Consider the following 26,121-nt stretch of genomic DNA (forward strand, 5'->3'; position numbering starts at 1 on the left):
ATGGATCCCCGTGTACTCCTCGCCGTTCTACTGGTCTCCCTGCCGCTCGGATACCTCCTCTGGTCACTGATCTCCGTGGACCGGAGGTCCCAGCGCGCCATCCGGGAAATGCTTGCTGTTGGCACCGATGCCGCAGGGCTTGCCGAGCGAGGTCACAGCAATGTGCTGGAGCGGGCCGCCTACCGGCTCACGCCCGCCGGCTATGTCCGCAGACTCGACAAGCTGCTGTCCCTGGCCGGGCGTCCCGCCTCGCTGCCGCTTGGCCGTGTGCTGGCAGCGAAGCCGCTGCTTGGCTTTCTGGGAGCGGTGCTCGGGCTGTACATCGGCACGAGCTCCCCGCTGCCTTTGCTCAAGCTGGTGGGGATCTTTGTAGCAGTCCTGGGCTACTTCATCCCTGACCTGCTGCTCTACAGCAAGGGCCAGGAACGCCAGAAGATCATGCAGCTGGAACTGGCCAATACATTGGATCAGATGCTGATTTCGGTAGAAGCCGGCCTGGGCTTCGAAGGTGCCATGGCCCGAGCCGGAGAGAACGGCAAGGGTCCCCTCGCAGAGGAGCTTGTCCGGACCCTACAGGACATGCAGGTGGGCAGGAGCCGCCGCGAGTCTTACCAAGCGCTCTCGCAGCGGACCAACATCCCGGAGCTGCGCAGCTTTGTCCAGGCGATAGTGCAGGCAGACACCTACGGCATCGCCATCAGCAGGGTGCTCCGGATCCAAGCCAAGGTGATGCGGGTCAAGCGCCGGCAGCGGGCCGAGGAAAAGGCCATGAAGCTGCCCGTGACGATCCTCTTCCCGCTCCTCTTTTTCATATTTCCAGTGCTGTTCATCGCTATCCTTGGCCCGGCCGTCATCAACGCGATGGTCACCTTCAGTGGCCCGTAGCGGCGGCGTTGCCCGCGGCGCCGCAAGGCGGGCATGCAAGCAACCCACAAGGTTTCCGCAGGAAAGCCCGGAGTTCAGGGCGTCCAACGGGGCAGGCAGTAGCGTGGTGACATGTCCTTCCTAGGTGCCCCAGACGACGGCGATGCGAACACCTCCTTCTCCCCCGAAACCTCCCCCAGCGGAGCCGGGCTGGCCGTCTCCGACGTGGCACCGCTCGTGGATCCCGCGGCGCTCCAGGAGCTTGGCGTCCAGCTGGACAGCCCCACCGTCGCCAAGGGCTTCGCCCGGGACTACGCGAACATGTGGGACCAGCGCTACGACTCGCTGGCTTCGGCAGTCACCCGCTGCGACCAGGCCGCCGCTCTCGACGCAGTGCTGAGCCTGAAGACGTCCTCGACGATGGTGGGAGGCGTCCGGCTCGCCCAGCTCGCCGGCGAACTCGAGGAAGCCGTCCGGGACGGCGATATGGGCCAGGCGCAGTCGATGCTGGGCGACGTGGCGGAGCAGGGCAGCGAAACCGTGGACGAACTTCAGTTCGGCTACGTCCTCTGGGACTGCCAGGCACCGCACAACCTGTGAGACGGGCTACGTCCGCTCCGGCGCCAGCCGGTAGCCCACCCCGCGAACGGTCTGCAGCCAGCGCGGCCGCAGGGAGTCTTCGTGCAGTTTCCGCCGGAGGTTGCCGATGTGGACTTCCACGGCCCGTTCATCAGATTCGCTGATGTACGCGTCGGCACTGTAGTACTCGCCGCGCACCACCCTGACCAGATGGGTCTTGGACCGGACGGCGCCTGCCCCCTTCAGCAGGGCGTGCAGGAGATCGAACTCGCTGCGGGTCAGGCTGGTGGCGTCGCCGTCGACGGTGACCAATCGGGTGTCCGGGTTCAGCTCCAGGCCGTTGTGGCGGAATACGGCATCGGCGACGGGCCCCGGATTCGCCGCCGCCCGCGGGGTCGTGTCAAGGGACCGGCCGCCGGGCCCGTCCTGACGTGGCCGCCGCATCATCGCCGCCACCCGGGCGCGCAGTTCACGGGGCCTGAACGGCTTGGTCATGAAGTCGTCCGCCCCGGTATGAAGGGCGGTCAGGGTATCCAGTTCATCGGTCCGCGCCGTCAGCATCACGACGTAGGCGTCGCTGAACTGCCGGATCCGGCGGAGAACTTCGAAGCCGTCGATGTCCGGCAGGCCCACATCCAGGGTGACGACGCTGGCCTCGCGGAGCCGGACCATGTCGACACCTTCCTGCCCCCCAGCCGCGGCATGGACTTCAAATCCGGCCTGGCTCAGCACGGCTTGGACAAGGTTACGAACGTCTTCGTCGTCTTCTACTACGACGGCGACTCCAAGGTCACTCATGGCCCCCCTCACGTCTGGTGCTGCTGGCTCTACCATGGCGGACGCGCCAGAGCAGTCTTCGAAAACTGCCCGTTTGCGCTGCATCGGCCCTGTCAGAATACCCACGCCGAGGCAAAAAATCGCTTCCGCCGCAGCAACACACGCCACAATGCCGATTCATTGTGTCAACTTTGTGACAAAAGGTGTAAAAATGGAGCAGCGAGAAAGGGGCGCGTGCCCATTGAGTGAACCGCGACTGGTCCGGGATCCGGACGGCTACTTCAGGGCATTGCCGCCACGTTTCCAGGTGTTGCTGTGCCAGCTGCCGTTGACGCTCGTCATGGCCGCCGTCGCTGTCGTGGCGCCTGCCTTCTGGCCTGGCCTGTTCGACAATGCCCTGAGCCGTGCCGCCTTGGCCCTGCATACGGGGTTGCTCCTGGCCTGCATCCTCGTGCCGTGGCAGCGTCTCGGGCCGTACGCTGCGCTCGTCATTCCGGTGCTGGGCCTCGTCGCAATCGGCCTCACCCGCGGCGGCGGCGTCGAAGGCCTACCGGATCTGGGCGTACTCGCCGTCCTTCCCGTGGTGTGGATCTCGGGCTCGAGCCTCCCGGCCCCCGCCAGCCTGTCGCTGAGTTTCTTCGGCCCCCTGCTGGCCGGCCTGCCGTGGTTGTTCGAGCCGGGGTCCAGCCTCACGCCGGACCGGATCGCCACGGCCGTGCTGGTGCCCCTCATGATGCTGGGCGTGTCCCTCGCCTTATGGCTTGTCAGGTCGCGGTTATGGCACGAGCGGCGCGGAAGTGAGGCCAGGGAAGCTGAACTCCAGGCCTTACTCGCGGACGGCACCGGACGCGAGCGCCTGCTGAGCCAGATTCTTGACACCGTCGACGTCGGAATCGTCGCCCTCGATACCGATGGCAGGCGCCTGCTCACCAACAGCTGGCAGTCGCAGCTGGAGGCCTCTGCGGCGCCCTGCGCCTCTTCGTCTCCGGTGCAGGAAGCGGAGCTGATCCTGACTAGCCACGGCCAGGCGGCACCCCTGCCCCTCGGCCGTCGTCCCATCCAGCGGGCGGCCGCCGGCGAGACTTTTGCGGACTACCTCGTGTGCTTCGGGGACACGCCCGGCGGAAGAGTGGTTTCCGCCGGCGGCCGCCCCTTCACGGACGGCGGCGGCGGATCCGGTGGATCAGTGGTGCAATTCAACGAGGTGACAGGGCTCATCGAGTCACTGGCCGCCAAGGATGAGGTCGTGTCCAACTTCTCGCACGAGTTACGCACCCCGCTGACATCGATTATCGGGAACCTGGACCTCGTCCTCGGCGATGTCGACGACCTTCCGGGGCCCGCGGTACGGCGCATCGAGATCGCCCAGCGGAACGCGGAACGGCTGCTGGCCCTCGTCTCTGACCTGCTGATGCCCGGCCGCCCGGCGGTATCGGTGAGCCCCCGCCGCACCGATCTGGCGGCGTTGGTGGACGCAGCCCTGAGTTCGGCCCAGGCGCACGCCCGCTCAATGCAGGTCCTGCTGTCCGCCGATGTTTCCGCCCCGCTGTGGGCAGAGGCCGATCCCCTGCGGATCGGCCAGGTACTGGACAACCTCGTCTCCAACGCGATCAAGTATTCCCCGGATGGCGGGATCGTCCGGATCTATGCCAGTACCGGGGACGGTTGGGTGCGGCTTCATGTAGAGGACACAGGCATGGGAATGACCGCGGCCGATGCCTCGCAGGTCTTTACCCGGTTTTTCCGAAGCCCGGCTGTCCGCGCCAATTCCATCCCGGGCGCGGGGCTGGGGCTGTCCATCACCAAGGCCATCGTCGAAGGACATGGCGGAACCATCAGCTGCAACAGCCGGCCGGGGCACGGCAGCACGTTCACCGTCGCGCTCCCCGCCGACGGCACCACGCCCCCGCGTTAGCCGGCGGCGGCGCCGCACCAGGGTGCGGCACGTCGCGTGGCCGGCCGCTACCGGCGCCTGGCCCGGGTCAGTTCCGCCCTGGCGAGCAGGCCGCTGGTGGAGGGGTAGTCCACTTCCTCAAACACGAGCGGATGCGGGGCCGCCAACACGGACTTGGCGTCCCGCTGGCGGGCGAGCAGCCGGTCAAGCATCCAGCCCGGGGATTCCACACCCTCTCCGACGAACAGCGCCGAGCCCACCAGGGAGCGCACCATGTTGTGGCAGAACGCGTCGGCCTGGATGGTGGCCACGATCACCCCGTCGGATCCGCGGGCAAACTCGAAGCGCTGCAGTTCCCGGATGGTGGTGGCGCCCGCGCGGGGCTTGCAGTACGACCGGAAGTCCTGCAGGCCGAGCAGCAGCGAGGCGCCTTCGTTGAGCAGTCCAACGTCCAGCGGTTCCCCGTGCCAGAGCGTCGAGGTCCGGCCCAGCGGGTCCCAGAGCTCCGGGCCGTCGGCAATCCGGTAGCTGTAGCGGCGCCAGAGCGCGGAGAAGCGGGCGTCGAAGCCAGCGGGTGCGATAGAGACTTTGTGGACCTCGACCGCTCCGGTGAGATCTCCCAGCCCCCGGCTGAGGGCGCCCCGGAGGCGCCGAAGCAGGGCAACCGCCGGATCCAGCTCGACACCGCGGTTCAGGCCCACCCATTCGGTCTCGCTGAGGTCCAGATGGACCACCTGGCCACGGGCGTGTACCCCGGCGTCGGTGCGGCCGGCGACGGTGACCCGGATCGGGCGGCGGATCAGCATCGCGAGGGCCGCTTCAAGCGTGCCCTGAACGGTGCGCCGTCCGGGCTGGACGGCCCAGCCGCTGAACGGCCCGCCGTCGTACGCGAGATCAAGCCGGATACGCAAAAACCCGCCGCCCCCTCTAACGGGGGCAGCGGGTTTCTGGTGGTTCATAGACTTAAGTCTATGCGAAGAAATCAGCGAATTACTTCGCGTCCTTTTCGGACTTCTCGGCTGCTTCCTCAGCGGCCGGAGCCTCTTCGGTAGCTTCAGCTTCAACGACCTCAGCCTCAGGGGCCTCTTCGGTCTCAGCAGCTTCGGTCTCAACAACCGGAGCGGCCTTGACGGCGTCCTTCTTGTCGGCGTCGCGCTGGGCGGCGGCGGTAGCCTCGGCTACCACTGCCTGCTTAGCGGATACCGGCTCGAGAACCAGTTCGATGACAGCCATGGGAGCGTTGTCGCCCTTGCGGTTGCCGATCTTGGTGATACGGGTGTAGCCGCCGTTGCGGTTCTCCACTGCCTGTGCAATGTCGGTGAACAGCTCGTGGACGATGCCCTTGTTGCTGATCAGACCGAGTACACGACGGCGGGAAGCCAGGTCGCCGCGCTTGGCGAAGGTCACCAGGCGTTCGGCGTACGGCTTCAGTCGCTTGGCCTTGGTCACCGTGGTGGTGATCCGCTTGTGCTCGAAAAGAGCGGCGGAAAGGTTCGCGAGCATCAGACGCTCGTGCGATGCTCCGCCTCCGAGGCGCGGACCCTTAGCGGGGGTAGGCATAATAGTTTCTCCTCATTTGGAAGCCGGTGGACTGTTCACACACCGTGGTGTGTTCAGCCCGCCAGCCAAGATCTGTTTGTTAGAGTTCGTCGTCGCTGAACGCGGCGTCGTCCTCTTCAATTGCTGCGGCGCGTGCTGCGAGGTCAAAACCGGGAGGCGAGTCCTTGAGGGACAGGCCCAGTTCAACCAGCTTTGCCTTGACCTCATCGATGGACTTCGCACCGAAGTTACGGATGTCCATGAGGTCGGCCTCGGAGCGGGCCACGAGTTCACCCACGGTGTGGATGCCCTCACGCTTGAGGCAGTTGTAGGAACGGACGGTGAGGTCCAGATCCTCGATCGGCAGGGCCATGTCAGCTGCCAGGGCAGCATCCGTCGGCGACGGGCCAATCTCGATACCTTCGGCTGCGGTGTTCAGCTCGCGGGCCAGACCGAACAGTTCCACCAGGGTGGTGCCTGCGGAAGCAACGGCATCACGCGGGGCGATTGCCTGCTTGGTCTCGACGTCGACAATGAGCTTGTCGAAGTCAGTGCGCTGCTCAACACGGGTAGCTTCCACGCGGAAAGTAACCTTCAGGACCGGCGAGTAGATCGAGTCGACCGGGATGCGGCCGATCTCGGAATCGCCGGACTTGTTCTGAGCTGCCGAAACGTAGCCGCGGCCGCGCTCGATGGTCAGTTCGAGTTCGAACTTGCCCTTCGAGTTCAGCGTGGCAATGTGCAGATCCGGGTTGTGGAATTCGACGCCGGCCGGCGGAGCAATGTCCGCGGCGGTGACGACTCCCGGGCCCTGCTTGCGCAGGTAAGCAACAACCGGCTCATCGTGCTCGGAGGAAACCGACAGGCTCTTGATGTTCAGGATGATCTCAGTGACATCTTCCTTGACACCCGGAACCGTGGTGAACTCGTGCAGCACGCCATCGATCCGGATGCTGGTTACAGCAGCTCCGGGGATGGAGGAAAGCAGGGTACGGCGGAGGGAGTTTCCGAGTGTGTAACCAAAGCCCGGCTCCAGCGGTTCAATGATGAAACGGGAGCGGTTTTCGGAGACGACCTCTTCGGAGAGGGTGGGGCGCTGTGCAATGAGCACTTAGGTTTCCTTTCGGCGAGCATCCGCTATATGACGCAACACAGGTGGTGGAAAGATCGGTCTGAAGACTTAACGCGGCTGGGCCTGCCCGGACCGTTGAGGGTCCGGGCAAGCTCCTGTGCGCTGGAAAGCCTTAGACGCGACGGCGCTTCGGCGGACGGCAGCCGTTGTGGGCGCTGGGGGTAACATCCTGGATGGATCCAACCTCGAGGCCAGCGGCCTGCAGTGAACGGATTGCCGTTTCGCGTCCGGAACCCGGTCCCTTGACGAATACGTCAACCTTGCGCATGCCGTGCTCCTGTGCACGCTTTGCGGCGGCTTCGGCAGCCATCTGGGCAGCGAACGGGGTGGACTTACGCGAGCCCTTGAAGCCAACCTCACCGGACGAAGCCCATGAGATGACAGCACCGTTCGGATCCGTGATGGAAACGATGGTGTTGTTAAAGGTGCTCTTGATGTGCGCCTGGCCCAGCGCGATATTCTTTTTGTCCTTCTTACGCGGCTTGCGAACCGCGCCACGAGTCTTCGGGGGCATTTTTTCTCCTACAGAAAGTTATCGGGGGAAAGCCGAGTTAATCCCTCAGGGATTAACGGGTCTTCTTCTTGCCGGCGACGGTACGCTTCGGGCCCTTGCGGGTACGTGCGTTGGTCTTCGTACGCTGTCCGCGTACGGGCAGGCCCTTGCGGTGACGCAGGCCTTCGTAGCTGCCGATCTCAACCTTGCGGCGGATGTCAGCGGCTACCTCGCGGCGAAGGTCACCCTCAACCTTGTAGTTGCCTTCGATGTAATCACGCAACTGGACCAGCTCGGCGTCGGACAGGTCTTTGACCCGAACGTCGGCGCTGATGCCGGTGGCAGCCAGGGTTTCGTGTGCACGGGTCTTGCCCACGCCGTAGATGTAAGTAAGCGCAATTTCCAACCGCTTTTCGCGGGGAATGTCTACGCCAGCGAGACGAGCCATAGAGGCAGTGCTCCTTGTATAAACCGGAGGTCGTAGGCAGTACACCCGCACAGTTCGTGCGGCCCCAGCCTCCGACCGGGGGTTAGCTGTACGGGCCCATACGTCCCAAATCAGCTTGTGCTGCCTTTATTTACTTGCGTGGGTTAGCAACCCAGGGTTTTCCCGAAAGGGAAAATTAGCCCTGGCGCTGCTTGTGGCGCGGGTTCTCGCAGATCACCATGACCCGGCCATTACGGCGGATCACTTTGCACTTTTCGCAGATCTGCTTGACGCTCGGCTTGACCTTCATGGCGTTCCTTTGCGTGTTGCAGTTGGTCGACTGGACCGGCCTTCGGCTATTGCTCTGGCCACCCAGTGTTTACTTGTAGCGGTAGACGATACGACCACGTGTCAGGTCGTACGGGCTCAGCTCCACCACTACCCGGTCCTCAGGGAGAATCCTGATGTAGTGCTGGCGCATCTTTCCAGAGATGTGTGCCAGAACGACGTGCTTGTTGGTGAGCTCAACGCGAAACATCGCGTTAGGCAGCGCCTCAGTCACAACGCCCTCGATCTCAATGACCCCGTCCTTCTTGGCCATACCCTCCGCTAACTGTTGTTTGCCACAGCCTTCCGGCTTGCACCGAAAATGACCGCGGACGTTTTTGATTGATTGGCTGATGCCTCCCGGCCACAAAAGGGCACAACAGGGCAGACAACCAACAGGCAACACTACGCCATTTCGGGCCGAATGTTAAATCCAGCCATGCTAGCGCACTCGGCCGCCATATGCACCAATTTCGCCTGCCAGAGTGCTCACAGCCTCCGCGCAGGCGATCCCATCGAGGATGGCCAGGCGGACGACGTCGGCTGCCGCACTCTGCAGGGTGATGAGACTCACCTGCCTGGCGGCCTCGCTGCTGCGGTCCAGAGCGACCGCTCCCGTGGCCAGGCAGAACACCGTGTCCCCGTCCGCCAGGGTGTGGCTCGGGTTCAGCGCCCGGGCCAATCCGGCATGGGCCGCCGACGCCGTGCGTTTGCATTCGGCCTTGTCCAGGACGGCGTTGGTTGCGACGACGACGAGGGTTGTGTTGAGCGGGGGCGGCGGCGGATCCAAGGGCGGCGCTGTCGCGCCAACCGTGCTGCCGCCGGCTTCCGCCGCAGCGGCCGAAACCCTCTGCGGCGATGCGTCGAACGGCAGTCCCAGCGCGTTGACAACCGCCAGGGCTCCTACTACGACGCCGTTGTCCAGGGTGATGGAGGCGGCGCCTACTCCGCCCTTGTATTTGCCGCGGCCGATTGCTGCTCCGGTGCCGGCTCCTACGTTGCCGCGTTCGACGTCGTGCCCGTCCTGCATGGCGGCGGCGGCCGCGGCGGCCTCGTAGCCCATGGCCGCGTCCGGGCGGGCCGTGAAGTTCCCGCCCCGGCCGAGGTCGAAGATCGCCGCGGCCGGGACGATCGGGACCACACCCCCCTGAACCGCGAAGCCGCGGCCGTCCTCCTCGCACCAGCGCTGGGCACCGTGGGCGGCCACCAGGCCGTAGGCGCTTCCCCCGGTGAGGACGACGGCGTCGACGGTGGACGTCAGCGTGGTGGGGTCCAGGGCATCGGTCTCGTGCGTTCCGGGGCCGCCGCCGCGCACATCGACGGACCCCACAGTCCCGGCGGGGGGAAGCACCACTGTCACCCCGCTAAGCCAGCCGTCAGCGGTTTTCGTCGAGTGGCCAACCCGCACCCCGGGGACGTCCGTAATCGCGGTCAGGGCAGTTATCGCAGTCATGGCTCCATTGTGCTCCCCTGGACCGAACCCGGCAGCGGATGGGGACCGCCCGGCGTCTTTCGCGTCCCCGCTCCAAACCCCGGGCTTTCAACAAACGTTATGTAGTGCCGCAGGCAACACAGCCTTAACGGGCAGGGAAGCCTTGAACAACAAAGCCCCCTTCCGGTCCTGTGCGCGTTTTCACCCGCCATCCCTGTGGTGAAGTGAGAGCAAGGTATCCCCGCCCACCCGCCTGCCCCCCGGCAGGCACGGACCCGTTAGAGACCTGAATGACTCGACAATTGACCGACCGGCCGCCCGCCGTCGCCGAGGCCGGCCCGGCCGCTCCGGCCAAGCCGCCGCGCGCCCGCTGGTCGGCCAGGACCCGGCGGGACTTCCTCGTGTTCCTCGCCCTGGCCCTGCCCAACCTCATATTGATCGCGGTGTTCACATACCTGCCGCTGGTCAACAACATCTACTACTCCACCCTGGACTGGACCCTCGGCTCCGCCTCGGCCACCGTCGTCGGATTCGAGAACTACATCACCTTCTTCACCAGCGCGGACGCAGCCAAGGTCCTGGGCACCACCGCCGTCTTCACCCTCGTGACGGTTGGCGGTTCAATGCTGCTGGGCCTGCTGGTGGCTCTGGCCCTGAACTCCAGGGTCCGCGGCACCACCTTCGCGCGCTCAGCTGTCTTCGCCCCCTACGTGCTCAGCGGCGTCGGCGTCGGCCTGGTCTGGCTGTTCATCTTCGATCCCGGCTACGGGGTGCTCGCCTGGCTGCTGCGCGGCGTCGGCCAGCAGAGCCCGCAGTGGATCAACGACCCGCAGCTGTCTTTGGTGATGGTCATCATCGTCTACGTCTGGAAGAACCTGGGCTACTGCGCGGTGGTGTACCTCGCCGGCCTGCAGTCGCTGCCCCAGGACGTGATGGAGGCCGCCTCGCTGGATGGGGCCAACGGCTTCCGCCGTTTCCTGAGCATGTCGCTGCCGCTGCTCTCCCCCACCACCTTCTTCCTGCTCATTACCACGATGCTGAGCTCGCTGCAGGCGTTCGACCTGATCCGCATCATGACTCCGCTCGGCAACGGCACCAGCACGCTGATCTACGAGGCGTATCTTCAGGCCTTCGGCGCGTTCAACCGGGCCGGCTATTCGGCGTCGATCTCCGTGATTCTCTTCGCCATCCTGCTCATTATCACCGTGCTGCAGTTGCGGTTCGTCGAACGGAAGGTGCACTACTCGTGAGCACGCCCCCTCCCGCCAGCTCCGCCCCCGCGACCCGCACCGGTCAGGTCTTCGCCCCCGACGGCGGCCCCGGGATCCCGGTGCAGCGTCACCAGCCGTTTTCCCGCGCCAATCTGGTCCAGACGATTGCCGGCGGCTACATTCCCCTGATCCTGGCCACGCTCGTGGTGTTCCTGCCGCTGCTGTGGATGGTCCTGAGCTCCTTCAAGCAGCCGGGCGAGATCATCACCATGGATCTCAAGCTCCTGCCGGAGAGCCTGAACATCGAGAACTACCGCACCGCCATGACCACCGTGCCGTTCGCCCGGTTCTTCGTGAACAGCCTGATCGTGACCACCGTCGGCGCGACGATCAAGGTCCTCCTGGCCATCCTGACGGCCTATGCGCTGGTGTTTGTCCGCTTCCCGTACAAGAACGTGATCTTCGTGCTGATCCTCGTGGCCCTGATGGTGCCGCCGCAGGTGTCCATCCTGCCCAACTACATCCTGATCGCAGGCCTGGGTGGCAAGAACACCCTGTGGGGCATCATCCTGCCTGGGCTGGGCACCGCCTTCGGTACGTTCCTGCTGCGCCAGCACTTTATGACGCTGCCTTCCGCCATCCTCGAATCAGCAGAGATCGACGGCGCCGGGCACTGGCGCCGGCTCTGGCAGATCGTGGCACCGGTCTCCGGACCCTCGATCGCGACGGTTGCGCTGGTCACCGTGGTCAGCGAGTGGAACGACTACATCTGGCCGCTCATCATCACGGACCGGCCGGACACCATGACCCTTCCCGTTGGTCTGACGCTGCTGCAGAACTCGGAAGGCAACGGCTCCGGCTGGGGCATCCTGATGGCCGGCGCCGTGCTGGTGATCGTGCCCATTCTGCTGGTCTTCGCGCTCCTGCAGCGCTACATCGTGGCCGGACTCACCCAGGGCAGCGTCACCGGGTGACGCTGTCCTCTACGTTCCCCCATCGCCACCAAGTCTCCACAACTGACGAGTCAGCATCTTCGAGAGGATCCACCATGTCATTGAATCTTGACCGCAGGCATTTCCTGGGACTTGCAGGCGCCGGTGCGGGTGCCGCCGCACTTGCCGCCTGCGGAGGTCCCTCCACCGGAGCTACGCCGGCGGCAACAGGTGCCGCCGACATCGACTTCAGCGGCGTTAAGCCGGCCGCGTCCATCGATTTCTGGACCAACCACCCGGGCAAGTCCCAGGATGTGGAAAAGGCCATCATCGAGAAGTTCCACGCGAAGTTCCCGGACATCAAGGTGAACCTGGTGACGGCCGGGGCCAACTACGAGGAAATCGCCCAGAAGTTCCAGACCTCGCAGGCCGCGAAGTCCGGCCTTCCTGGCCTCGTGGTCCTTTCCGACGTCTGGTGGTTCCGCTACCACACCAACGGCAACATCATCCCGCTCGACGGCCTGATCAAGCAGCTCGACATCAAGACCGACGACTTCCAGAAGTCCCTCATCGCCGATTACAAGTACGCCGACAAGCAGTGGGCGCTCCCGTACGGCCGCTCCACCCCGCTCTTCTACTACAACAAAGACCACTTCCAGGCCGCCGGGCTGCCGGACCGCGCGCCCAAGACCTGGCAGGAGTTCGGAGAGTGGGCGCCCAAACTCAAGGCAAGCTCGGGCGCACAGTTCGCCTACATCTACCCTGCGCTGGCCGGTTACGCGGGCTGGACACTGCAGAACAATCTGTGGGGCTGGGGCGGCAGCTGGTCCAACGGGTGGACCTTCAACTGCGACTCCGCCGAGTCGGTCGCCGCGCTGCAGTGGGCGCAGGACTCGATCTTCAAGGACAAGTGGGCCGGCGTCTCCTCCAAGGAAGCCGCCGATGACTTCGCGGCAGGCATCACGTCCTCGACCATCTCATCCACCGGTTCGCTGCTGGGCGTCCTGAAGTCCGCAAAGTTCAACGTCGGCGTCGGCTTCCTGCCCGGCGGTCCCAAGGTTGAGAGCGGTGTCTGCCCCACGGGCGGCGCCGGACTCGGCATCCCCAGCGGCGTCAGCAAGGAAGTCCAGCTCGCGGCTGCCACGTTCCTGAAGTTTATGACGGAACCGGAAAACACTGCGGCGTTTTCCGCCGCCACGGGCTACATGCCCACCCGCACCTCGGCAGACATGGCAACCGTGCTGGCCAAGACCCCGCAGATCAAGACGGCCATGGACCAGCTTGCCGTCACCCGGGTCCAGGACAACGCCCGGGTGTTCCTGCCGGGCGCCGATCAGGAGATGGCGAAGGCGGCCGCGAAGATCCTCACCCAGCAGGGTGACGTCAAGGCGACAATGACCGAGCTCAAGACGACGCTGGAAGGCATTTACACCAAGGACGTCAAGCCGAAGCTCAAGAGCTGACGAGGCTCAAACCCTCTGCCGACGCAGAAAATCCCTGGCCATGCTGGTATTCCAGCATCGCCAGGGATTTTCTGCGTCGCAGGCGGTTTTGCGCCGCGCCGGGTGCCTGGCGTCAGGGAATGGGCACGGGCACGACGCCGAGCGGCGCGAGCTTCGCGGCTCCGCCGTCGGGCGCCGAAAGCACCCAGATGCCCTTCTCGTGGACCGCCACGGAGTGCTCCCACTGGCAGGACCGTTTGCCGTCAGTCGTCACCACCGTCCAGTCGTCCGCAAGCACGGCGGTGTCGATGCTTCCGCGGACCAGCATGGGCTCGATGGCCAGGCACAGCCCCGGCCGGATCTTGGGACCGCGGTGGTTTGTGCGGAAATTCGGGACGTCCGGGGCCATATGCATCTCGGAACCGATCCCGTGGCCCACATAGTCCTCCAGGATGCCCAGCGGCTTGCCCGGGACGGATGACACGTAGTCGTCCACGGCGTTACCGATGTCGCCAACGAACTTGCCCGTGGCCAGGGCGGCGATGCCGTGCCACATCGCCGCTTCGGTAACCTCGGAGAGCCTCAGGTCCTCGGGATCAGCGGTGCCCACCATGACCGTCCGGGCCGAGTCGGAGTGCCAGCCGGCCAGGATCGCCCCGCCGTCGATCGAGAGGATGTCCCCGTCCTGCAGGACGCGGTCGCCGGGGATACCGTGGACCACTTCCTCATTGATCGAGGTGCAGATGGTGGCCGGGAAGCCGTGGTAGCCCAGGAAATTGGAGGTGGCGCCAGCGTCCTGGAGGACGGCCGCGAACACGGCGTCGAGATCCAGGGTGGTCCGCCCCGGCGCCGCTGCCGCGACGGCGGCGTCGAGGGCGCGGCTGAGGACAAGCCCGGCCTCGTGCATGGTGCGCATTTGGGCGTTGGTCTTGTATTCGATGCGGGGCTGGCCGAAGGCCATCTGCAGCTTCCTTTCGGTGGAGCCACGCTTTCCTCCCGGGCAGCGCGGCCAAATGGCTGAGGCCCCTCCCGGTGCTCCGGGAGGGGCCTCAAAGTTCGTGGGCCGATCAGGCCGACTGTGCCTCTTTGATGGCCTGCATAACACGGTCGGTGACCTCGTCGATGCCGCCGATGCCGTCAACACGGGTCAGGATGCCGCGGTCGGCGTACTTGGCGACCACCGCTTCCGTCTGGCCGTGGTACAGGTCGAGGCGGTGGCGGATGACGGCTTCGTTGTCATCCGTGCGGCCGGTTTCCTTCGCGCGGCCCAGCAGGCGGGTGACGAGCTCCTCGTCATCGGCCGTGAGCTGCAGGACGACGTCGAGCAACTGGCCCCCGTCGGCCAGGATGTCGTCGAGGTAGTCAACCTGCGCGGTGGTGCGCGGGTACCCGTCCAGGAGGAAGCCGTTCTCGACGTCGGCCTCCTTGAGGCGGTCCCGGACCATCTTGTTGGTCACGGTGTCCGGGACAAAGTCGCCGGCGTCCATGTACTTCTTGGCTTCGACGCCCAGCGGCGTCTCACCCTTGACGTTGGCCCGGAAGATGTCGCCGGTGGAGATCGCAACGACGCCGAGGCGCTCCGAAATACGTTCCGCCTGTGTTCCCTTGCCGGACCCGGGAGGTCCGATAATCAACATTCTCGTCATCGCAAAAGCCCTTCGTAGTGACGCTGCTGTAGCTGCGCGTCAATCTGCTTGACGGTCTCCAAACCTACGCCGACCATGATCAGGATCGAGGTGCCGCCGAACGGGAAGTTCTGGTTGGCGTTGATCAGGACCAAGGCAACGAGCGGAATCAGTGCCACAAAGCCCAGGTAAATGGCACCGGGCAGGGTGATCCTTGAAAGGACATACTGCAGGTAGTCCGCCGTCGGCTTGCCGGCACGGATACCCGGAATGAAGCCGCCGTACTTCTTCATGTTGTCAGAAACTTCTTCAGGGTTGAAAGTGATCGCAACATAGAAGTAAGTGAAGAACACAATCATGGCGAAGTAGAGGGCCATGTAGATCGGGTGGTCGCCCTTGGTGAGGTTGTTGTTGATCCACTCAACCCAGGGCGCGATCGGTTCGCCGGGCTTGGGCTGGTTGAACTGCGAGATCAGGCCCGGGAGGTACAACATGGAGGAGGCGAAGATGACGGGCACGACGCCGGCCATGTTCACCTTGATCGGGATATACGTGCTGGTACCGCCCACGGTGCGGCGGCCGATCATGCGTTTGGCGTACTGCACCGGGATGCGGCGCTGGGACTGCTCCACGAAGACCACCAGGGCCACCGTCAGGAGGCCGATGGCGAGCACCATAAAGAAGGTGCCCGGGCCCTGCGAGCTCCAGATCGCGCCGAGCGAGCCGGGGAAGCTGGCGGCGATGGAGGTGAAGATGAGCAGCGACATTCCGTTGCCGACACCCTTTTCGGTCACAAGTTCACCCATCCACATGATGAGGCCGGTGCCGGCCGTCAGCGTGATGATGATCAGGATCGTGGTGACGATGCTTGTGTCCGGGATGATCGGAAGCTGGCAGTTCGGCAGCAGCTGGCCGGAACGGGCCAGGGACACCAGGGTGGTGGCATTAAGCAGGCCAAGGGCAATCGTCAGATAGCGCGTGTACTGCGTCAGCTTTGACTGGCCGGAGGCGCCTTCCTCGTAGAGCGTCTGGAACCGGGGAATGACCACCCGGAGCAGCTGCACGATGATGCTGGCCGTGATGTACGGCATGATCCCGAGCGCAAAAATCGAGACCTGCAGCAATGCACCGCCGCTGAACAGGTTGACGAGCTGGTAGATACCGCCCGAGGTCGAACCGCTCTGCAAGCATTGCTGGACATTCTGGTAGTTCACACCAGGCGAGGGAATGAAGGCACCCAAGCGGAAGATTGTGATGATTCCCAGCGTGAACAACAACTTGCGTCGCAGATCAGGCGTGCGAAAGGCCCGGCCAAATGCGCTAAGCAAGCGTCCTCCTGATGAATAAGTAAAGTCGTGTGAGACAGGTCAAATAAACCCAACAACCGAGTCTAACGGGTAGATGCGTTTTGCGGACAATCGACGGACCGGAAATAAAAAAACTCCCGGCACCGGAGGCCTAGGCCCCTGGTACCGGGAGTTTCAACAACGGGCAACTGCCCCTCCGCCTCGTTAGAGGGCGGTGGTGCTTCCGCCTGCTGCGGCAATCTTTTCTGCGGCGCTGGCCGAGAATGCGTGGACGGTGACGTCAACCTTGACGGTGATGTCGCCGGTGCCAAGCACCTTGACGGGCTGGTTCTTGCGAACGGCACCCTTTTCGACCAGGTTCTCCACGGTGACTGCGCCACCTTCCGGGAACAGCTCGTTGAGCTTGTCCAGGTTTACAACCTGGTACTCAACCCGGAACGGGTTCTTGAAGCCGCGCAGCTTCGGCAGGCGCATGTGCAGCGGCAGCTGGCCGCCGGCAAAGCCAGCCTTGATCTGGTAGCGGGCCTTCGTACCCTTGGTACCGCGACCGGCGGTCTTACCCTTGGAGCCTTCACCACGACCAACACGGGTCTTGGCGGTCTTGGCACCCGGGGCGGGACGCAGGTGGTGAACCTTCAGTGCGTTCTGCTTCTCAGCAGTGGCGCCCTGTGCCTTCTCGGCGGTTTTCTTCTCTGCCATTACTTCGCCTCCTCTACCTTTACCAGGTGCGGAACCGTGTTGAGCATTCCGACGGTCACGGCGTCGGCGGTGCGGACAACGGTGTGTCCGATCCGCTTCAGGCCGAGGGACCGCAGGGTGTCGCGCTGGTTCTGCTTGCCGCCAATGGCGGACTTGATCTGAGTGATCTCCAACTTGGCGTCGGAGACAAGCACGTTCTTAGCCATGACTCAGACACCTGCCTTCTGGTTCAACAGTGCACGCACCATTGCCGGCGGAGCAATCTCGTCGAGCGGGAGGCCGCGGCGTGCTGCCACTGCTGCCGGCTCTTCGAGGCGCTTCAGCGCGTCAACGGTCGCGTGAACGATGTTGATGGCGTTGGAAGATCCGAGCGACTTGGAGAGAATGTCGTGGATGCCCACGCACTCCAGTACTGCACGGACCGGACCGCCGGCAATAACACCGGTACCGGCAGAAGCCGGACGCAGCATGACGACGCCTGCGGCGGCTTCACCCTGAACACGGTGCGGGATGGTGCTGCCGATGCGGGGAACGCGGAAGAAGGACTTCTTGGCTTCTTCGACGCCCTTCGCAATTGCGGCAGGAACTTCCTTAGCCTTGCCGTAGCCGACGCCGACCATACCGTTGCCGTCACCGACGACGACGAGGGCGGTGAAGCTGAAGCGACGACCACCCTTGACGACCTTGGAAACACGGTTGATGGTTACGACGCGCTCTACGAACTGGCTCTTTTCGGCTTCGCGGCCACCATCGCGGCCACCACGGCCACCACGGTCGCCACGGCCCTGGCCCTGGCCGCGGTCGCCACGCTCGCCACGACGAGCGCCACCACGGCGGTCATCGGCGGCAGCGGGCGCAGCGGTCTCAGTTGCCGGAGCAGCTACAGCTTCAGTCACCTGAATGTCCTTTTCGTTATTTTCGGTCACAGTGACAGCCCACCTTCACGTGCGCCGTCAGCGACGGCGGCGATCCGGCCGTGGTACTTGTTACCACCGCGGTCGAAGACAACTGCTTCGATACCGGCAGCCTTGGCACGCGCGGCGACGAGTTCGCCGACGCGCTTGGCCTTGGCAGTCTTGTCACCATCGAATGCACGAAGGTCGGCCTCCAGTGTGGAGGCGCTCGCCACGGTCAGGCCCTGGGTGTCATCGACAACCTGGACGAAGATGTGGCGTGCGGAACGGTTGACGACCAGACGAGGACGTACAGGCGTTCCGGAGATGCGCTTGCGGATACGAAGCTGGCGGCGGCTGCGCTGGGCAGACTTGCTCTTGTTCGTACGCTTCTTGTTAATTGCGATCGCCATGGTTACTTACCAGCCTTTCCGACCTTGCGGCGGATGACTTCGCCTGCATAGCGAATGCCCTTGCCCTTGTACGGGTCCGGCTTCCGCTGCTTGCGAATGTTGGCAGCAACCTCGCCGACCTGCTGCTTGGAGATACCTGAAACAGAGAGCTTGGTCGGGGTCTCTACTGCAAAGGTGATGCCGTTCGGTGCCGTGATGTTAACCGGGTGGCTGTAGCCCAGAGCGAACTCCAGGTCACTTCCCTTGGCCTGGACGCGGTAACCGGTACCGACAATCTCAAGCTTCTTCTCATAGCCTGCGGTGACACCCTGGATCATGTTGGCGATCAGGGTGCGGGTCAGGCCGTGCAGCGAACGGGAGGCGCGCTCGTCGTTCGGGCGGGCGACAGTCAGGGTGCCATCTTCCAGGGAAACCTCGATCGGGCTGGGCACAGTGTGGCTCAGCTCGCCTTTGGGACCCTTGACGCTGACGACAGAGCCGTCAACCTTGACCTCAACGCCGGCAGGAACGGTGATGGGGAGACGTCCAATACGTGACATTATTCTCTTCCTTTCCCGTTACCAGACGTAGGCGAGGACTTCGCCGCCCACGCCCTTCTTGCCGGCTTGCTTGTCAGTCAAGAGGCCGGAAGAGGTGGACAGGATTGCGACACCCAGGCCACCGAGCACGTGCGGGAGGTTGGTGGACTTTGCGTAAACGCGCAGTCCCGGCTTGGAAATACGACGAACGCCAGCGATTGAACGCTCGCGGTTCGGACCGAACTTGAGCTCGAGGGTCAGCTTCTTGCCAACCTCAGCGTCTTCTTCTTTCCAGGAGGCGATGTAACCTTCGGCCTTCAGGATGTCGGCAACGCGTGCCTTGAGCTTGCTGTAAGGCATAGACACGGAATCGTGGTATGCCGAGTTTGCGTTGCGCAGACGCGTAAGCATGTCTGCGACGGGATCTGTCATTGTCATGGTGGGCTCTTGCCCTTCCTCATAACGGTTTCCGCCGTGCTGCTTTTCCCGAACATAGTTCGTGAACCAGCGCGTGCGGACCTTTTACGTAGCTAGATTAATCTTCGGTCTTGAACGGGAAGCCAAGCGCCTTGAGCAGCGCGCGGCCTTCGTCGTCGGTCTTGGCAGTGGTCACGACGGTGATGTCCATGCCGCGTACGCGGTCAATGGAATCCTGGTCGATCTCGTGGAACATAACCTGCTCGGTCAGACCGAAGGTGTAGTTGCCGTTGCCGTCGAACTGCTTGCCGCTGAGGCCCCGGAAGTCACGGATACGCGGCAGGGCCAGCGTGACCAGACGGTCCAGGAATTCCCACATGCGGTCCCCACGCAGAGTTGCGTGTGCACCGATCGGCATGCCTTCGCGCAGCTTGAACTGTGCGATCGACTTGCGGGCCTTGGTTACCTGCGGCTTCTGGCCGGTGATCAGGGTCAGATCGCGGACAGCGCCGTCGATCAGCTTGGAGTCCTTGGCGGCATCTCCAACACCCATGTTCACAACGACCTTGACCAGACGGGGAACCTGGTTGACGTTCTCGTACTTGAATTCCTCAACGAGCGTGCTCTTGATGGAATCCGCGTACTTGGTCTTCAGACGAGGAACGATCTTGCTTGCCGGAGTCTCGAGAGTCTCAGTCATTAGATGTCCTTCCCTGAGCTCTTGGCCACGCGGACACGCACTTCGCGCTTCACGCCATCGCGCTCAACGGTCTCGGTGCGGAAACCGACGCGGGTGGGCTTCTTGGTGGAGGGGTCAACCAGAGCCACGTTGGAGATGTGGATTGAAGCCTCAACGACCTCGATGCCACCGGTCTTGGTGCCGCGCTGCGACTGACCGACCTTGGTGTGCTTGGTTACGCGGTTCATGCCTTCGACCAACACGCGGTTGGTCTCGGGGAATACGCGCAGAACCTTGCCCTGCTTGCCTTTGTCGCCGCCGCGCTCAGCCTTGGCGCCAGTGATGACCTGAACCAGGTCACCCTTTTTGATCTTAGCCATGGACTAAAGCACCTCCGGAGCCAGAGAAACGATCTTCATGAACTTCTTATCGCGAAGTTCACGACCAACCGGTCCGAAGATACGGGTACCGCGGGGGTCACCGTCGTTCTTCAGGATCACAGCTGCGTTCTCGTCAAACTTGATATAGGAACCATCCGCACGGCGGCGTTCCTTCTTGGTACGGACGATGACAGCCTTGACGACGTCGCCCTTCTTTACGTTGCCGCCCGGAATTGCGTCCTTGACGGTAGCGACGATGACGTCGCCAATGCCTGCGTAGCGACGGCCAGATCCACCGAGAACGCGAATGGTAAGGATTTCCTTAGCACCCGTGTTGTCGGCGACCTTGAGTCGCGACTCCTGCTGAATCACTATTTACTCCTTGCGTCGCGCTGGTTCTCAGACCGAAAATCTTCCTACGGAATGAGCCTTGCGGAACGGTTGATCGGGGTGTCTCTTGACCTGCCTGGATTTTGCCAGACCAGGCCTAAACTCCCGTGCCAAAAACATTTGCTTCCCACGCGAATCCCGACACGTCGGGGCGCTAGGGGGCACTATGCCGTGGCACGATTGTTTACGAGGTTGATGACGGCGCACAGAGGGCGCCATACAAACTCAAAACCTTAGCACGTTTCGGGCATATCCCCATATCACAGCAGCGCCACAGGCCGGCCACGCAGAAACCCCCGCTCCCAGAAGGGAACGGGGGTTTCGGTCAAGCGTCTACTCACAGCGGGGCTGCAGGTATTACTTAGCCTTCTCGAGGATCTCCACCAGGCGCCACCGCTTGGTAGCGGACAGCGGGCGGGTCTCGGCGAGGAGAACGAGGTCGCCGATGCCGGCGCTGTTCTCTTCGTCGTGAGCCTTGATCTTCGTGTTGCGGCGAAGGACCTTGCCATAGAGGGCGTGCTTCACACGGTCCTCGACCTGGACAACGATGGTCTTTTCCATCTTGTCCGAGACCACATAGCCGCGCTTCGTCTTACGGTCACCGCGCTCGTCAGCCGTAGCTGCGCCGGAAACAGTTTCCGTCACGTTCTCGTCCTTTTCACTCACTTGGCGTCCTCCTCGGTCTCAGCCTCGGCCGGCTTTTCAGCCTTTTCAGCCTTGGTTGCGGACTTCTTGGACTTCTTTTCTTCCTTGGCTTCCACAACCGGTGCGGCAACCTCGGCACGAATGCCGAGCTCGCGCTCACGGAGAACGGTGTAGATGCGGGCGATGTCCTTCTTTACCGCGCGCAGCCGACCGTGGTTCTCCAGCTGGCCGGTGGCGGACTGGAAACGCAGGTTGAACAGCTCTTCCTTGGCCTTACGGAGTTCTTCAACGAGTCGCTCGTTGTCGAAACCGTCCAGCTGTGCGGATGCAAGTTCCTTGGATCCTACTGACATTTCTATTCACCACCTTCGCGACGCAGAATGCGTGCCTTCAACGGGAGCTTGTGGATTGCCAGGCGCAGTGCCTCGCGGGCAGTCTCTTCATCGACACCGGAGATCTCGAAGAGAACCCGGCCCGGCTTGACGTTTGAGACCCACCATTCCGGAGAACCCTTGCCGGAACCCATGCGGGTTTCGGCAGGCTTCTTCGTCAGCGGACGGTCCGGGTAGATGTTGATCCAGACCTTTCCGCCACGCTTGATGTGGCGGGTCATCGCGATACGGGCAGACTCGATCTGACGGTTCGTGACGTATGCCGGGCTCAGAGCCTGGATACCCCATTCACCGAAGGAGACCTTCGTGCCGCCCGTTGCAGCGCCGGAACGACCCGGGTGGTGCTGCTTACGGTGCTTGACTCGACGTGGGATAAGCATTTAAGCCTGTCCTCCTTCTACTGCCGGTGCGGCTGCGGTAGCGGCTTCGACAGCCGGAGCCTCGGCAGCAACAGGTGCTGCCTCAGCCGGGCGGTCGGGACGACGACGGCGGTCACCACGGTCAGCGCCACTCGGGCGGCCCGGGCGGTCGCTGGCACCACGGCCGCGGGACGGAGCAGCAGCTGCCTGCTGAGCCAGTTCCTTGGCGGTGACGTCACCCTTGTAGATCCAGACCTTCACGCCGATGCGGCCGAAGGTGGTCTTGGCCTCGTAGAAGCCGTAGTCGATGTTCGCGCGGAGGGTGTGCAGGGGCACCCGGCCTTCGCGGTAGAACTCCGAGCGGGACATTTCTGCGCCGCCCAGTCGACCCGAGCAAGCGATACGGATGCCCTTGGCACCTGCACGCTGTGCGGACTGCATGGCTTTCTTCATCGCGCGGCGGAAAGCCACACGGGAAGTCAGCTGCTCAGCAACGCCCTGGGCAACAAGCTGAGCTTCCATCTCGGGGTTCTTGACCTCGAGGATGTTCAGCTGAACCTGCTTGCCGGTGAGCTTTTCGAGCTCGCCGCGGATGCGGTCTGCTTCTGCACCGCGGCGGCCGATAACGATGCCCGGACGTGCCGTGTGGATATCCACACGGACACGGTCGCGGGTGCGCTCGATTTCAACCTTGGCGATACCGGCGCGCTCCATGCCCGTGGACATGAGCTGGCGGATACGGATGTCTTCGCGGACGAAGTCCTTGTACCGCTGGCCGGGCTTGGTGCTGTCGGCAAACCAGTGCGATACGTGATCGGTGGTGATGCCGAGTCGGAACCCGTGCGGGTTAACTTTCTGTCCCACTTAGCGAGCCTCCTCTTTCTCCGGGGTAGCAACTACCACGGTGATGTGGCTCGTGCGCTTCTTGATCTGAAATGCACGACCCTGGGCTCGCGGCTGGAACCGCTTCATGGTCGGGCCTTCATCAACATACATTTCGCTGATGATGAGGTCACCTTCGTCAAACGCCACGCCGTCGCGGTCCGCGAGGACCCGGGCGTTGGAGATTGCCGACTGAACTACCTTGAATACCGGCTCCGAAGCTGCCTGGGGGGCAAACTTCAGAATTGCCAGAGCCTCATTCGCTTGCTTACCACGAACAAGGTTGACGACGCGCCGGGCCTTCATAGGCGTTACGCGGATGTGACGCGCAATTGCCTTGGCTTCCATTGCTTTCCTTCTCTCGTCTTTGACGTAAGTGCAAGCGCCTAGCGGCGCTTGCCCTTACGGTCGTCCTTGACATGGCCGCGGAAAGTCCGCGTGGGAGCGAATTCGCCGAGCTTGTGCCCGACCATCGACTCAGTGACAAACACCGGGATGTGCTTGCGTCCGTCGTGCACGGCGATCGTGTGCCCGAGCATGTCGGGGATGATCATCGAACGGCGGGACCAGGTCTTGATGACGTTCTTGGTGCCCTTTTCGTTTTCCCTTGCTACCTTCACAAAGAGGTGCTGGTCAACGAAAGGACCTTTTTTCAGGCTGCGTGGCATGTGTCCAGACTCCTATCGCTTGTTCTTGCCAGTACGACGGCGACGAACAATAAGCTTGTCGCTCTCTTTGTTGGGACGGCGGGTGCGGCCTTCGCGCTTACCGTTCGGGTTGACGGGGTGACGTCCACCGGACGTCTTACCCTCGCCACCACCGTGGGGGTGGTCAACCGGGTTCATGGCGACACCACGGACGGTCGGGCGAACGCCCTTCCAGCGCATACGGCCGGCCTTACCCCAGTTGATGTTCGACTGTTCGGCGTTGCCGACCTCGCCGACGGTTGCGCGGCAGCGCACGTCAACGTTGCGGATTTCGCCGGAGGGCAGTCGCAGCTGGGCGAAACGGCCTTCCTTGGCAACAAGCTGGATCGATGCGCCGGCGGAGCGGCCCATCTTGGCGCCGCCACCCGGACGCAGTTCGACTGCGTGGATAACGGTACCGACCGGGATGTTGCGCAGCGGCAGGTTGTTGCCAGGCTTGATGTCAGCGTTGGCACCTGCTTCTACGGTGTCGCCCTGGGCCAGCTTGTTCGGGGCAATGATGTAACGCTTGGTTCCATCAATGTAGTGCAGGAGCGCGATGCGAGCCGTACGGTTCGGATCGTACTCAATCTCGGCAACGCGGGCGTTGACGCCGTCTTTGTCGTGGCGACGGAAGTCGATCAGACGGTACTGGCGCTTGTGTCCACCACCCTTGTGACGGGTCGTGATCTTGCCGGTGTTGTTACGCCCACCCTTTTTCGGGAGGGGACGTACCAACGACTTTTCCGGCGTCGACCGCGTGATTTCAGTGAAGTCCGCTACGCTCGAGCCGCGTCGGCCCGGGGTAGTCGGCTTGTATTTACGGATTCCCATAATTTATTTCCTCGTTAAAGTGGTCTCCGCTACGAGAGCGGACCGCCGAAGATGTCGATCGTGCCTTCTTTGAGGCTCACAATTGCACGCTTGGTGTTCTTGCGGGTACCCCATCCGAATTTGGTCCGCTTGCGCTTACCGGCACGGTTGATGGTGTTGATCGAGTCGACCTTGACGGAGAAGATTTTCTCCACGGCCAGCTTGATCTCGGTCTTGTTCGAGCGGGGGTCCACCAGGAAGGTGTACTTGCCCTCATCGATCAGGCCGTAGCTCTTTTCCGAAACGACGGGTGCAAGCACGACGTCGCGCGGATCTTTGATGGTGGCTGCACTCACTTGGCATCCTCCTCGTTCTTTGCCACTGCCCGGGAAGCAACGAATGCTTCATAGGCAGCCTTGGTGAAGACAACGTCATCGGAGACGAGAACGTCGTAGGTGTTCAGCTGGTCTGCGTACAGAACGTGAACATCCGTGAGGTTGCGCACGGAGAGTGCAGCAACATCGTTGGCGCGCTCGATGACGACGAGCAGGTTCTTGCGCTCGGAGACACCCCGCAGAGTTGCCAATGCAGCACTGGAGGACGGCTTGGTGCCGGCAACCAGTTCAGCAATAACGTGGATGCGGCCGTTGCGGGCGCGGTCAGAGAGAGCGCCGCGCAGTGCAGCAGCAATCATCTTCTTGGGGGTGCGCTGGCTGTAGTCACGCGGCGTGGGGCCGTGGACAACGCCACCACCGGTCATGTGAGGAGCACGGATTGAACCCTGACGGGCGCGGCCGGTGCCCTTCTGCTTGAACGGCTTGCGGCCTGCACCGGAAACCTCGGCGCGGGTCTTGGTCTTGTGGGTACCCTGGCGAGCAGCAGCGAGCTGGGCAACGACGACCTGGTGCAGCAGCGGCACATTGGTCTGTACGTCGAAGATCTCTGCAGGCAGGTCAACCTTGACAGTGCTAGTCATTGAACTAGGCTCCCTTCACGGCGGTGCGTACGAGGACGACCTGGCCGCGGGCGCCGGGGACGGCGCCCTTGATGAGGAGCAGCGACTTCTCGACGTCAACCGCGTGAACCGTGAGGTTCAGCGTGGTGTGACGCACGGCGCCCATGCGGCCGGCCATTTTCATGCCCTTGAAGACGCGGCTCGGGGTGGATGCGCCACCGATTGAACCGGGCTTACGGTGGTTTTTGTGTGCACCGTGGGAAGCACCAACGCCGTGGAAGCCGTGACGCTTCATAACACCGGCGAAGCCCTTACCCTTGGTGGTGCCAACGACGTCGATCTTCTGGCCGGCTTCGAAGAGCTCAACGGAAAGCTCCTGGCCCAGCTCGTAAGAGCCAGCATCTGCAGTGCGCAGTTCGACGACGTGGCGGCGAGGCGTGACGCCCGCCTTTTCAAAGTGACCAGCCAGCGGCTTGGTGACCTTGCGGGGATCGATCTGGCCGTAGCCGATCTGAACGGCGACATAGCCATCAGTGGCTGCATTGCGCAGCTGCGTGATGACGTTCGAGTCAGCCTGGACCACAGTGACGGGGATGAGCTTGTTGTTCTCGTCCCAGACCTGGGTCATGCCGAGCTTCGTGCCCAGCAGGCCCTTTACGTTACGGGTTGCGGTCATAGTCTCTCAGCACCTCCCTACAGCTTGATTTCGATGTTCACGTCGGCCGGCAGGTCGAGACGCATCAGCGAATCAACAGCCTTGGGCGTGGGGTCGATGATGTCGATCAGACGCTTGTGAGTACGCATTTCGAAGTGCTCACGGCTGTCCTTGTACTTGTGCGGAGAGCGGATGACGCAGTAGATGTTCTTCTCCGTCGGCAGCGGCACAGGGCCAACTACCGTGGCGCCTGCGCGCGTGACCGTCTCAACGATCTTCCGTGCTGAAGAGTCAATGACCTCGTGGTCGTATGACTTCAGCCGGATGCGGATTTTTTGTCCCGCCATGTCGCCTGACTCTCTTT

38 protein-coding genes are annotated in these 26,121 nt (G+C 63.2%); 6 read left to right on the forward strand and 32 right to left on the reverse strand.

Going from position 1 to position 26,121, the window contains the following annotated elements:
• Together ACZYZE_RS03655 and ACZYZE_RS03660 are read left to right on the forward strand one after the other, a co-directional pair.
• On the forward strand, positions 1–885 hold the full coding sequence (locus tag ACZYZE_RS03655) for a type II secretion system F family protein (protein ID WP_459318126.1): 885 nt from the start codon (positions 1–3) through the stop codon (positions 883–885).
• Between the two features lie 111 nt (positions 886–996).
• Positions 997–1,464, forward strand: coding sequence for an Hpt domain-containing protein (locus ACZYZE_RS03660; RefSeq protein WP_463906311.1), 468 nt, complete (start codon positions 997–999; stop codon positions 1,462–1,464).
• A gap of 6 nt (positions 1,465–1,470) precedes the next feature.
• On the opposite strand, the gene ACZYZE_RS03665 is transcribed toward ACZYZE_RS03660, so the two are convergent.
• A complete protein-coding gene (locus ACZYZE_RS03665) occupies positions 1,471–2,241 on the reverse strand; it encodes a response regulator transcription factor (protein WP_459318128.1) in 771 nt (256 codons plus the stop codon).
• A gap of 220 nt (positions 2,242–2,461) precedes the next feature.
• Between ACZYZE_RS03665 and ACZYZE_RS03670 the strand changes: the two genes are divergently transcribed.
• Entirely contained in the window at positions 2,462–4,135 is a 1,674-nt protein-coding gene (locus tag ACZYZE_RS03670) for a sensor histidine kinase (RefSeq protein ID WP_463906313.1), read from the forward strand.
• A 47-nt stretch (positions 4,136–4,182) separates the two neighbouring features.
• Here the strand turns inward: ACZYZE_RS03670 and ACZYZE_RS03675 are convergent, their stop codons facing one another.
• From ACZYZE_RS03675 to ACZYZE_RS03710, 8 genes are all read right to left on the reverse strand, one after another.
• A complete protein-coding gene (locus ACZYZE_RS03675) occupies positions 4,183–5,073 on the reverse strand; it encodes a tRNA pseudouridine synthase A (protein WP_459318130.1) in 891 nt (296 codons plus the stop codon).
• Between the two features lie 31 nt (positions 5,074–5,104).
• Positions 5,105–5,674 carry a 50S ribosomal protein L17 gene (gene rplQ / locus ACZYZE_RS03680; protein ID WP_459318131.1) on the reverse strand — a complete coding sequence of 190 codons (570 nt, stop codon included), beginning with the start codon at positions 5,672–5,674 and terminating at the stop codon, positions 5,105–5,107.
• 79 nt (positions 5,675–5,753) lie between these two features.
• Positions 5,754–6,764 carry a DNA-directed RNA polymerase subunit alpha gene (locus tag ACZYZE_RS03685; protein WP_136321891.1) on the reverse strand — a complete coding sequence of 337 codons (1,011 nt, stop codon included), beginning with the start codon at positions 6,762–6,764 and terminating at the stop codon, positions 5,754–5,756.
• Positions 6,765–6,897: 133 nt separating this feature from the next.
• Positions 6,898–7,299, reverse strand: coding sequence for a 30S ribosomal protein S11 (rpsK, locus tag ACZYZE_RS03690; RefSeq protein WP_018773682.1), 402 nt, complete (start codon positions 7,297–7,299; stop codon positions 6,898–6,900).
• A 52-nt stretch (positions 7,300–7,351) separates the two neighbouring features.
• Entirely contained in the window at positions 7,352–7,726 is a 375-nt protein-coding gene (gene rpsM / locus ACZYZE_RS03695) for a 30S ribosomal protein S13 (protein WP_264354696.1), read from the reverse strand.
• 175 nt (positions 7,727–7,901) lie between these two features.
• The gene (gene rpmJ, locus ACZYZE_RS03700) at positions 7,902–8,015 is read right to left on the reverse strand and encodes a 50S ribosomal protein L36 (protein ID WP_009358722.1); all 114 of its coding nucleotides are present in this window, start codon (positions 8,013–8,015) and stop codon (positions 7,902–7,904) included.
• 69 nt (positions 8,016–8,084) lie between these two features.
• Positions 8,085–8,306, reverse strand: coding sequence for a translation initiation factor IF-1 (gene infA / locus ACZYZE_RS03705; protein ID WP_011775571.1), 222 nt, complete (start codon positions 8,304–8,306; stop codon positions 8,085–8,087).
• A gap of 168 nt (positions 8,307–8,474) precedes the next feature.
• The gene (locus ACZYZE_RS03710; RefSeq protein WP_459318132.1) at positions 8,475–9,485 is read right to left on the reverse strand and encodes a P1 family peptidase; all 1,011 of its coding nucleotides are present in this window, start codon (positions 9,483–9,485) and stop codon (positions 8,475–8,477) included.
• Positions 9,486–9,754: 269 nt separating this feature from the next.
• On the opposite strand from ACZYZE_RS03710, the gene ACZYZE_RS03715 reads away from it, so the two are divergent.
• The 3 genes from ACZYZE_RS03715 to ACZYZE_RS03725 all read left to right on the forward strand — a co-directional run bounded on the left by ACZYZE_RS03715 (position 9,755) and on the right by ACZYZE_RS03725 (position 13,070).
• On the forward strand, positions 9,755–10,714 hold the full coding sequence (locus ACZYZE_RS03715; RefSeq protein WP_463906317.1) for a carbohydrate ABC transporter permease: 960 nt from the start codon (positions 9,755–9,757) through the stop codon (positions 10,712–10,714).
• A 74-nt stretch (positions 10,715–10,788) separates the two neighbouring features.
• Complete coding sequence (locus ACZYZE_RS03720; protein ID WP_463906697.1) at positions 10,789–11,649, forward strand: carbohydrate ABC transporter permease; 861 nt, start codon at positions 10,789–10,791, stop codon at positions 11,647–11,649.
• Between the two features lie 74 nt (positions 11,650–11,723).
• Complete coding sequence (locus tag ACZYZE_RS03725) at positions 11,724–13,070, forward strand: ABC transporter substrate-binding protein (RefSeq protein ID WP_463906319.1); 1,347 nt, start codon at positions 11,724–11,726, stop codon at positions 13,068–13,070.
• A gap of 112 nt (positions 13,071–13,182) precedes the next feature.
• Here ACZYZE_RS03725 and map read toward each other — a convergent pair whose 3' ends face one another.
• From map to rpsJ, 23 genes are all read right to left on the reverse strand, one after another.
• Positions 13,183–14,010: a type I methionyl aminopeptidase gene (gene map, locus ACZYZE_RS03730; RefSeq protein WP_463906321.1), complete on the reverse strand. Its 828-nt coding sequence runs from the start codon at positions 14,008–14,010 to the stop codon at positions 13,183–13,185.
• 106 nt (positions 14,011–14,116) lie between these two features.
• Positions 14,117–14,686, reverse strand: a complete 570-nt coding sequence (locus ACZYZE_RS03735; RefSeq protein ID WP_459318249.1) for an adenylate kinase — start codon at positions 14,684–14,686, stop codon at positions 14,117–14,119.
• A 5-nt stretch (positions 14,687–14,691) separates the two neighbouring features.
• Positions 14,692–16,002, reverse strand: a complete 1,311-nt coding sequence (secY, locus tag ACZYZE_RS03740; RefSeq protein ID WP_459318136.1) for a preprotein translocase subunit SecY — start codon at positions 16,000–16,002, stop codon at positions 14,692–14,694.
• Positions 16,003–16,185: 183 nt separating this feature from the next.
• Entirely contained in the window at positions 16,186–16,680 is a 495-nt protein-coding gene (gene rplO, locus ACZYZE_RS03745; RefSeq protein WP_232083868.1) for a 50S ribosomal protein L15, read from the reverse strand.
• Positions 16,680–16,886 carry a 50S ribosomal protein L30 gene (gene rpmD / locus ACZYZE_RS03750; protein ID WP_018773676.1) on the reverse strand — a complete coding sequence of 69 codons (207 nt, stop codon included), beginning with the start codon at positions 16,884–16,886 and terminating at the stop codon, positions 16,680–16,682. Before rpmD ends, rplO begins: the two co-directional genes overlap by 1 nt.
• Positions 16,887–16,889: 3 nt before the next feature.
• On the reverse strand, positions 16,890–17,576 hold the full coding sequence (gene rpsE, locus ACZYZE_RS03755; RefSeq protein ID WP_463906324.1) for a 30S ribosomal protein S5: 687 nt from the start codon (positions 17,574–17,576) through the stop codon (positions 16,890–16,892).
• Between the two features lie 26 nt (positions 17,577–17,602).
• On the reverse strand, positions 17,603–17,986 hold the full coding sequence (rplR, locus tag ACZYZE_RS03760) for a 50S ribosomal protein L18 (RefSeq protein WP_459318138.1): 384 nt from the start codon (positions 17,984–17,986) through the stop codon (positions 17,603–17,605).
• A gap of 2 nt (positions 17,987–17,988) precedes the next feature.
• Positions 17,989–18,525 carry a 50S ribosomal protein L6 gene (rplF, locus tag ACZYZE_RS03765; protein WP_459318139.1) on the reverse strand — a complete coding sequence of 179 codons (537 nt, stop codon included), beginning with the start codon at positions 18,523–18,525 and terminating at the stop codon, positions 17,989–17,991.
• An 18-nt stretch (positions 18,526–18,543) separates the two neighbouring features.
• Positions 18,544–18,942, reverse strand: coding sequence for a 30S ribosomal protein S8 (gene rpsH, locus ACZYZE_RS03770; RefSeq protein ID WP_056425243.1), 399 nt, complete (start codon positions 18,940–18,942; stop codon positions 18,544–18,546).
• 97 nt (positions 18,943–19,039) lie between these two features.
• Entirely contained in the window at positions 19,040–19,621 is a 582-nt protein-coding gene (rplE, locus tag ACZYZE_RS03775; protein WP_024366124.1) for a 50S ribosomal protein L5, read from the reverse strand.
• Positions 19,621–19,980: a 50S ribosomal protein L24 gene (gene rplX / locus ACZYZE_RS03780; RefSeq protein ID WP_459318140.1), complete on the reverse strand. Its 360-nt coding sequence runs from the start codon at positions 19,978–19,980 to the stop codon at positions 19,621–19,623. The genes rplE and rplX overlap by 1 nt, the downstream gene beginning before the upstream one ends.
• A gap of 3 nt (positions 19,981–19,983) precedes the next feature.
• Positions 19,984–20,352, reverse strand: a complete 369-nt coding sequence (gene rplN / locus ACZYZE_RS03785; RefSeq protein ID WP_003803789.1) for a 50S ribosomal protein L14 — start codon at positions 20,350–20,352, stop codon at positions 19,984–19,986.
• 375 nt (positions 20,353–20,727) lie between these two features.
• The gene (gene rpsQ, locus ACZYZE_RS03790) at positions 20,728–21,036 is read right to left on the reverse strand and encodes a 30S ribosomal protein S17 (protein ID WP_136321879.1); all 309 of its coding nucleotides are present in this window, start codon (positions 21,034–21,036) and stop codon (positions 20,728–20,730) included.
• Positions 21,033–21,368, reverse strand: coding sequence for a 50S ribosomal protein L29 (gene rpmC, locus ACZYZE_RS03795; protein WP_459318141.1), 336 nt, complete (start codon positions 21,366–21,368; stop codon positions 21,033–21,035). Before rpmC ends, rpsQ begins: the two co-directional genes overlap by 4 nt.
• Positions 21,369–21,370: 2 nt before the next feature.
• Complete coding sequence (gene rplP, locus ACZYZE_RS03800; RefSeq protein WP_024366129.1) at positions 21,371–21,787, reverse strand: 50S ribosomal protein L16; 417 nt, start codon at positions 21,785–21,787, stop codon at positions 21,371–21,373.
• Entirely contained in the window at positions 21,788–22,630 is an 843-nt protein-coding gene (gene rpsC / locus ACZYZE_RS03805) for a 30S ribosomal protein S3 (RefSeq protein WP_459318142.1), read from the reverse strand.
• The gene (gene rplV, locus ACZYZE_RS03810) at positions 22,631–22,996 is read right to left on the reverse strand and encodes a 50S ribosomal protein L22 (protein WP_069949298.1); all 366 of its coding nucleotides are present in this window, start codon (positions 22,994–22,996) and stop codon (positions 22,631–22,633) included.
• 38 nt (positions 22,997–23,034) lie between these two features.
• Complete coding sequence (rpsS, locus tag ACZYZE_RS03815) at positions 23,035–23,316, reverse strand: 30S ribosomal protein S19 (protein ID WP_003803803.1); 282 nt, start codon at positions 23,314–23,316, stop codon at positions 23,035–23,037.
• Between the two features lie 12 nt (positions 23,317–23,328).
• Positions 23,329–24,168, reverse strand: a complete 840-nt coding sequence (rplB, locus tag ACZYZE_RS03820; protein WP_326966701.1) for a 50S ribosomal protein L2 — start codon at positions 24,166–24,168, stop codon at positions 23,329–23,331.
• A 29-nt stretch (positions 24,169–24,197) separates the two neighbouring features.
• Positions 24,198–24,503: a 50S ribosomal protein L23 gene (gene rplW / locus ACZYZE_RS03825; RefSeq protein WP_024366132.1), complete on the reverse strand. Its 306-nt coding sequence runs from the start codon at positions 24,501–24,503 to the stop codon at positions 24,198–24,200.
• Positions 24,500–25,123, reverse strand: coding sequence for a 50S ribosomal protein L4 (rplD, locus tag ACZYZE_RS03830; protein ID WP_459318143.1), 624 nt, complete (start codon positions 25,121–25,123; stop codon positions 24,500–24,502). Before rplD ends, rplW begins: the two co-directional genes overlap by 4 nt.
• Before the next feature lie 4 nt (positions 25,124–25,127).
• Complete coding sequence (rplC, locus tag ACZYZE_RS03835; protein ID WP_463906328.1) at positions 25,128–25,778, reverse strand: 50S ribosomal protein L3; 651 nt, start codon at positions 25,776–25,778, stop codon at positions 25,128–25,130.
• Between the two features lie 17 nt (positions 25,779–25,795).
• Complete coding sequence (gene rpsJ, locus ACZYZE_RS03840) at positions 25,796–26,104, reverse strand: 30S ribosomal protein S10 (RefSeq protein WP_024366135.1); 309 nt, start codon at positions 26,102–26,104, stop codon at positions 25,796–25,798.
• Positions 26,105–26,121 lie beyond the last annotated feature (17 nt).

The organism is Pseudarthrobacter woesei (assembly GCF_055412745.1).